General features: G+C 71.8%; 6 protein-coding genes and 1 pseudogene. 5 read left to right on the top strand and 2 right to left on the bottom strand.

The features are described 5' to 3' along the window. Positions 1-191: 191 nt before the first annotated feature. Positions 192-1,427, top strand: coding sequence for a glycosyltransferase family 39 protein (locus ADK57_RS34720; RefSeq protein WP_078973512.1), 1,236 nt, complete (start codon positions 192-194; stop codon positions 1,425-1,427). A gap of 43 nt (positions 1,428-1,470) precedes the next feature. Here ADK57_RS34720 and ADK57_RS34725 read toward each other — a convergent pair whose 3' ends face one another. Then, a complete protein-coding gene (locus ADK57_RS34725; protein WP_053753642.1) occupies positions 1,471-2,181 on the bottom strand; it encodes a PH domain-containing protein in 711 nt (236 codons plus the stop codon). A gap of 122 nt (positions 2,182-2,303) precedes the next feature. Between ADK57_RS34725 and deoC the strand changes: the two genes are divergently transcribed. The 3 genes from deoC to ADK57_RS34740 are packed head-to-tail and all read left to right on the top strand — an operon-like array spanning position 2,304 to position 5,609. Then, the gene (gene deoC / locus ADK57_RS34730) at positions 2,304-3,263 is read left to right on the top strand and encodes a deoxyribose-phosphate aldolase (RefSeq protein WP_053753654.1); all 960 of its coding nucleotides are present in this window, start codon (positions 2,304-2,306) and stop codon (positions 3,261-3,263) included. Between the two features lie 5 nt (positions 3,264-3,268). Next, the gene (locus ADK57_RS34735; RefSeq protein WP_053753643.1) at positions 3,269-4,705 is read left to right on the top strand and encodes an aldehyde dehydrogenase family protein; all 1,437 of its coding nucleotides are present in this window, start codon (positions 3,269-3,271) and stop codon (positions 4,703-4,705) included. Beyond that, positions 4,698-5,609, top strand: coding sequence for an aldehyde dehydrogenase family protein (locus ADK57_RS34740; RefSeq protein WP_053753644.1), 912 nt, complete (start codon positions 4,698-4,700; stop codon positions 5,607-5,609). Before ADK57_RS34735 ends, ADK57_RS34740 begins: the two co-directional genes overlap by 8 nt. An 89-nt stretch (positions 5,610-5,698) precedes the next feature. Here the strand turns inward: ADK57_RS34740 and ADK57_RS51640 are convergent. Continuing rightward, a pseudogene (locus ADK57_RS51640) lies at positions 5,699-6,104 on the bottom strand (hypothetical protein); the annotation flags it as partial. A 58-nt stretch (positions 6,105-6,162) separates the two neighbouring features. On the opposite strand from ADK57_RS51640, the gene ADK57_RS34745 reads away from it, so the two are divergent. Next, positions 6,163-6,867, top strand: a complete 705-nt coding sequence (locus tag ADK57_RS34745) for a uridine kinase (RefSeq protein WP_078973513.1) — start codon at positions 6,163-6,165, stop codon at positions 6,865-6,867. The last annotated feature ends 95 nt before the right edge of the window (positions 6,868-6,962 follow it).

Here is a 6,962-nt window from a genome sequence, read left to right on the forward strand (position 1 = left end):
AGCGCGACGGATCCGAGCAGCGCGCGAGAGACTCGCCCATGGACGACGCGACGGGGTGCCCCCGAGAAAACCCGGGGGCACCCCATCGGGTGATTTCCCCAGACAGGTTGACGCGGGCTCCACGCGTTGCCCCACCCCTGGGGCAACGGTGGACCGGAAGCGCCCCGCCGAGCCAGCCTGGAGCCGCCGCCGTGTCCTCGACCGCCTTCCGGCCGACACCCCGAGCGACCACCGAGACCACCCCACGCCCGGCGCCCCCCGCACCCCGCGACCACCGGCCGGGCGACTCCCCGCACCCCCGTACCCCCCTCCCCCGGCGCGCCCTGCACGCCCTCCGCCACGCGGCCCCCGCGCTCCTCGCCTATGTCGCCGTACGCTCCACGGGCCTGCTGGTCCTCGCCTTCTGGGCGCACCGCCGGCACGAGGGCGTCTGGCCGATCCTGGCGACGCAGTGGGACGCCGGCTGGTACCTGCGCATCGCCGACCACGGCTACGCCCACGAAGTCGGAGCCGTCCCCAGCGCGAAGAGCATGGCGTTCTTCCCGCTGTATCCGGTGCTGGTGAAGGCCGTCGCGGCGTTCACCCCCGGCAGCCGCGCCAGTACCGGCCTGGCCGTCGCCGTGGTCGCCTCGCTCGTCGCGGCCTGGGGTGTCTTCGCCGTCGGCGACCGGCTGTACGGCCGCCGCGTGGGCGTCCTGCTCACCGTCCTGTGGGCCGCGTTCCCGGTCGGCCTGGTGCAGTGGATGGGCTACACGGAGTCCCTGTTCACGGCATTCGTGGCGTGGTCGCTGTACGGGGTGCTCACCGGCCGCTGGCTGACCGCGGGCAGCTGCGCGGCCCTGGCCGGCCTGACCCGCCCGACCGGCGTCGCGGTGGCGGCCGCGGTGACCGTCTCGGCCCTGGTCGCGCTGTGCCGCCGCCCACGGGAGACCCGCGCTCTCGCGGCCGCCTTCCTCGCGCCGCTCGGCTGGTGCGGGTACGTCGGCTGGGTGGGCCTGCACCTGGGCCGCTGGGACGGCTACTTCGCCGTACAGCGGCTGTGGAGCAACGAGCTGGACGGCGGCCTGCGGACGCTGGTGCTGATGCGGGACCTGCTGTGGCGGGACACGAGGCCGGAGCTCTTCCTGGTGGCGGTGACGCTCACCCTGCTGGCCTCGGTCGTGATGTTCGGCCTGTCCCTCTGGGACCGCCAGCCGCTGCCGCTCCTGGTCTTCACGGGCGTCCTGCTGGTGATCGTGCTGGGCAGCAAAGGCGTCTACTTCCCGCGGGCCCGATTCCTCCTGCCGGCCTTCCCCCTGCTCCTCCCGCCGGCCCTGCACCTGTCCCGCGCGTCCCGCCGTTACCGCGCCCTGGCCCTGACGACGGCGGTGGCGGGCTCGGCGTACGTCGGGGCGTACATGGCTCTGGTGTGGCACGGAGCGCCGTGAGAGGCGGTCCCGGCCCCCGGCCGACGCCTGCCCTGAGGCTCCCTCACCCCATCGCGATCAGAATGGCCAGCAGCACCGCCCCGGCCACCGCCGGTCCCACGATCTCGTAGGCCCAGCGCACGGTCACCTCACCCTGCGCCGCCTCCGACTTCCCGTGGGTCTCCAGCAGCCCCCGCAGCTCGTCCATGATCCGGTCGGTCTCGGCGCGCACGGGCCCGTCCGGCACCGCCGTGCGACCACCGCCGAACGCGCCGCCGCGCATCCCCCCGGCCCCGGACAGCCCGGACAGACCTCCGCCGAACGCGCCGCCCCGGCCCGCGCCCTCCGCACCCCGCCGTTCCTCGCGCCGGGCCGCCTTCTTCCGCCCCCGCAGCGACACGGGAACGGCCCACAGCTGAAACTTCCTGCCGGAGGCGACGACCTCGTTCGAGTAGCCCGAGCGCAACGACTCGATCTGCCCCCACGGCAGCGCGATCACGCGGAACGGGTTGCGGATGCGCAGCCGTTCCTCGTTCGCGAACACGGCGGGCCGCAGTGTGAAGGCCACCACCAGCGGCACCAGGAGGATCAGCGAGGCGAGCGCCAGCCAGGGCGTACGCCCCTCCCCGGAGACGATCGCGTCGACGCCGAGCCAGCCGGCGATCCCGAGCAGCAGGAAACCGCCGGCCATGGCCGCGGGCGACCGATAGATCCGGTCCGGCAGCTGGGGTGCCGAGGGCTGCGGCGCTGGTGACTGGGGTTCCGGGGTCGTCATGCCCCGATTCTGCCCGAAGCCCCTGGCGAGGCTCGTACGTGGTACCGCCGTACAGGACGAGTACCTGATTGTCTGCCGGGGTGTACAGCCGCTACGCGCGTAGATATGCTCGGCTTGTGACCATGCCCACCACTGCACCCGTTGCAACCGCTCTCGCCGACGTCACCGCGTCAGACAGCACGCTGCGCCGCTTCCTCCACGGGCTGCCCGGCGTCGACACGGTCGGCCTGGAGGCGCGCGCCGCCTCGCTCGGCACCCGTTCCATCAAGACGACCGCGAAGGCGTACGCCATCGACCTCGCCATCTCGATGGTCGACCTGACGACGCTGGAAGGCGCGGACACCCCGGGCAAGGTCCGGGCACTCGGCGCCAAGGCGGTCCGCCCCGACCCGACCGACCGCACGACCCCGTCGACCGCGGCCGTCTGCGTCTATCCGGACATGGTGGCCACCGCCAAGGAGGCCGTCGCCGGCTCCTTGGTGAAGGTCGCCTCGGTCGCCACCGCCTTCCCGGCCGGCCGCGCCGCGCTCTCCGTGAAGCTCGCGGACGTCCGCGACGCGGTCGCGGCGGGTGCCGACGAGATCGACATGGTCATCGACCGCGGGGCGTTCCTCGCGGGGAACTACATCAAGGTGTACGACGAGATCGTCGCCGTGAAAGAGGCCTGCGAAGCCTCCGCCCGCCTGAAGGTCATCTTCGAGACGGGCGAGCTGTCGACGTACGACAACATCCGCCGCGCCAGCTGGCTCGGCATGCTCGCGGGCGCCGACTTCATCAAGACGTCCACCGGCAAGGTCGCGGTCAACGCCACCCCGGCGAACACCCTTCTGATGCTGGAGGCCGTGCGCGACTTCCGCGCCCAGACCGGGGTACAGGTCGGCGTGAAGCCGGCCGGCGGAATCCGCACGTCCAAGGACGCCATCAAGTTTCTGGTACTGGTCAACGAGACCGCGGGCGAGGACTGGCTGGACAACCACTGGTTCCGCTTCGGCGCCTCGTCGCTCCTGAACGACCTGCTCATGCAGCGTCAGAAGCTGGCCACCGGCCGCTACTCCGGCCCCGACTACGTGACGGTGGACTGATCATCATGGCTTCCGTATTCGAGTACGCACCGGCCCCCGAGTCCCGCTCGGTCGTCGACATCGCCCCGTCCTACGGCCTGTTCATCGACGGCGAGTTCACCGAGGCGGCCGACGGCAAGGTCTTCAAGACGGTCTCGCCGAGCACCGAGGAAGTGCTGTCCGAGATCGCCCAGGCCGGCGCCGAGGACGTGGACCGCGCTGTAAAGGCCGCCCGCGGGGCGTTCGAGAAGTGGTCCGCGCTGCCCGGCTCCGAGCGCGCCAAGTACCTGTTCCGCATCGCCCGGATCATCCAGGAACGCAGCCGCGAACTGGCCGTCCTGGAGACGCTGGACAACGGCAAGCCCATCAAGGAGACGAGGGACGCCGACCTGCCCCTCGTGGCCGCCCACTTCTTCTACTACGCGGGCTGGGCAGACAAACTCGACCACGCGGGCTACGGCGCGAACCCGCGCCCGCTCGGTGTGGCCGGCCAGGTCATCCCCTGGAACTTCCCCCTCCTGATGCTGGCCTGGAAGATCGCCCCGGCGCTCGCGACCGGCAACACGGTCGTCCTGAAGCCGGCGGAGACCACACCGCTGAGCGCGTTGTTCTTCGCGGACATCTGCCGCCAGGCGGGCCTCCCCAAGGGGGTCGTCAACATCCTTCCGGGATACGGCGGCACGGGCGCGGCGCTCATCGCGCACCCGGACGTCGACAAGGTCGCGTTCACGGGATCGACGGCCGTCGGCAAGGAGATCGCCCGCACGATCGCGGGCACCCGCAAGAAGGTCACCCTCGAACTCGGCGGCAAGGGCGCGAACATCGTCTTCGACGACGCCCCGATCGACCAGGCCGTCGAGGGCATCGTGAGCGGCATCTTCTTCAACCAGGGCCAGGTCTGCTGCGCGGGCAGCCGTCTCCTGGTCCAGGAGTCGATCCAGGACGAGTTGCTGGACTCCCTGAAGCGCAGGCTCTCCACCCTCCGCCTCGGTGACCCGCTGGACAAGAACACGGACATCGGCGCGATCAACTCCGCCGAACAGCTCTCCCGCATCACCACGCTCGTCGATCAGGGCGAGGCCGAGGGCGCCGAGCGCTGGTCCCCGGCCTGCGAACTCCCCTCCTCCGGCTACTGGTTCGCCCCGACGCTCTTCACGAACGTCACCCAGGCGCACGCCATCGCCCGCGACGAGATCTTCGGCCCGGTGCTGTCCGTCCTCACCTTCCGCACCCCGGACGAGGCCGTCGCCAAGGCCAACAACAGCCAATACGGCCTGTCGGCGGGCATCTGGACGGAGAAGGGCTCCCGCATCCTCGCGGTGGCGAACAAGCTCCGCGCGGGCGTCGTCTGGTCCAACACGTTCAACAAGTTCGACCCGACCTCGCCGTTCGGCGGCTACAAGGAGTCGGGCTTCGGCCGCGAGGGCGGTCGCCACGGCCTGGAGGCGTACCTCGATGTCTGACCGTCTCGGTGTGTTCAAGACCTACAAGCTGTACGTGGGCGGGAAGTTCCCGCGTTCCGAGAGCGGCCGGGTGTACGAGGTGACCACAGCAACATCAGCCGCCGACGCGGCGGGCAAGGGCAAGTGGCTGGCCAACGCGCCGCTCTCCTCCCGCAAGGACGCCCGTGACGCGGTCGTCGCCGCCCGCAAGGCGTTCGGCGGCTGGTCCGGGGCGACCGCGTACAACCGCGGCCAGATCCTGTACCGCATCGCGGAGATGCTGGAGGGCCGCAGGGCGCAGTTCGTCCGCGAGGTCGTCGACGCCGAGGGCCTGTCGAAGTCCAAGGCCGCCGAGCAGGTGGACGCGGCGATCGACCGCTGGGTCTGGTACGCGGGCTGGACCGACAAGATCGCCCAGGTGGTCGGCGGCGGCAACCCGGTGGCAGGCCCGTACTTCAACATCTCGTCCCCCGAGCCGACGGGCGTGGTCACCGTCCTGGCTCCCCAGGAGTCGTCCTTCCTGGGGCTGGTCTCGGTCGTCGCCCCGGTGATCGCGACCGGCAACACGGCGATCGTGATCGCGAGCGAGAAGTCCCCGCTCCCTGCCCTCTCCCTGGGCGAGGTCCTGGCCACCTCCGACCTGCCCGGCGGCGTCGTCAACATCCTCTCCGGCCGTACGGCGGAGATCGCGACGCCCCTAGCGGCGCACCAGGACGTCAACGCGATCGATCTGGCCGGCGCCGACGAGGCCCTGGCGAAGGAACTGGAGATCGCGGCGGCGGACAACCTGAAGCGCGTCCTTCGTCCACAGCCTGTGGACGACTGGGCGGCGACGCCCGGCACCGACCGCATGACGGCGTTCCTGGAGACGAAGACGGTCTGGCACCCGACGGGTTCGCTGGGCGCGTCCGGCTCGGCGTACTGACAGCCGCCTGAGACCGGAGAGCCGCGCTTCCCCTCCGTCCGGGGGAGGCGCGGCCCTCTGCCGTGCTCAGCCGTTGCCTGCCCAGCGGCGCCACCACCTTGCCCGATCACCGGCACGCCGCCGATGGACTGCGCCCGCGCCACCGGCCCGGTCAGCGCCTGCGAGGTCAGCGGCTTGAAGTCGGCGAGCCGGGTGCCGACGCCGTTGTCGAGCGGGTCCGGCTCCGGTCCCGGCGAGGGGGTTGGGCTCCAGGCCCCCGACCGGGCCGGTGACGTGGCCGACGGTCCCGGTGAGGGCCGGGAGGCCGGCCTGCGGGCCGACGTTGCCGAGCGAGGTGGGGCGGGTGCGCATCACGTCGACGACCGGCCCGGTGTCCGCCGAGGCCGTCGCCACGCCTGCTCCCGGGGCCACGCCTGCGGTCGCGAGGGCGACCCGGGCACGCCGGGCGGTCGGATTCCGGGAGGACGCATGTCGGGCCGTCGGCGCCTCTGCCACCTTCCGCCCACTTCCGCTTGCACACGGTAATGAGGTTGACACCAAGGGTAGTTGAGGTGTGACGCGCGCTTCAAAGCCGACCCTCGGGGTCGTTCGAGGCCCGACGGATGCCTCACACTGGTGTCCCGTGAGCTCCCATCCAGCCATACCGACGCGAGTCGCGCTGCTCTGCGGCCCTTCCGGCTCCGGCAAGTCCCTCCTCGCCGCCCGCTCCGGCCTGCCGGTCCTGCGCCTCGACGACTTCTACAAGGAGGGCGACGACCCGACGCTGCCGCTGGTGGCCGGGAGCTCCGACATCGACTGGGACCACCCGGACTCGTGGGACGCGGACACGGCGATCGCCGCGATCGTGGACCTGTGCCGCACGGGCCGAACAAAGATCCCCGTCTACGACATCTCGCTGAGCGCCCGCACCGGCGAGGAGTCCGTCGACGTGGGGCGGACCCCGCTGTTCATCGCGGAGGGCATCTTCGCCGCCGAGATCGTCACCCGCTGCCGGGAACTCGGCGTCCTCTCCGACGCCCTGTGTCTGAGCCGCGGCCCGGTCCGCACCTTCCGCCGCCGCTTCCTGCGGGACCTGAAGGAGGGCCGCAAGTCGGTCCCCTTCCTGCTGCGCCGCGGCTGGCGCCTGATGCGGCAGGAGCGCTCGATCATCGCCCGACAGACGGCGCTGGGCGCGTACGCCTGCGACAGGGACGAGGCCTTGGGCCGCCTGGCCGCATCCGCCGTGGGTCGCCGCCCGGCAGCCACCCCGACCCCCTGAGCGCACACGAGAAACGGGACTGGACGGACCCCCCGGCCCTCCAGTCCCGCTCCCTTGGTGCTCCCCCGTGCTTCCCCCGTTGGTCCCCCGTGACC

The organism is Streptomyces sp. MMG1533 (assembly GCF_001279775.1).
Taxonomy (GTDB): Bacteria; Actinomycetota; Actinomycetes; order Streptomycetales; family Streptomycetaceae; genus Streptomyces.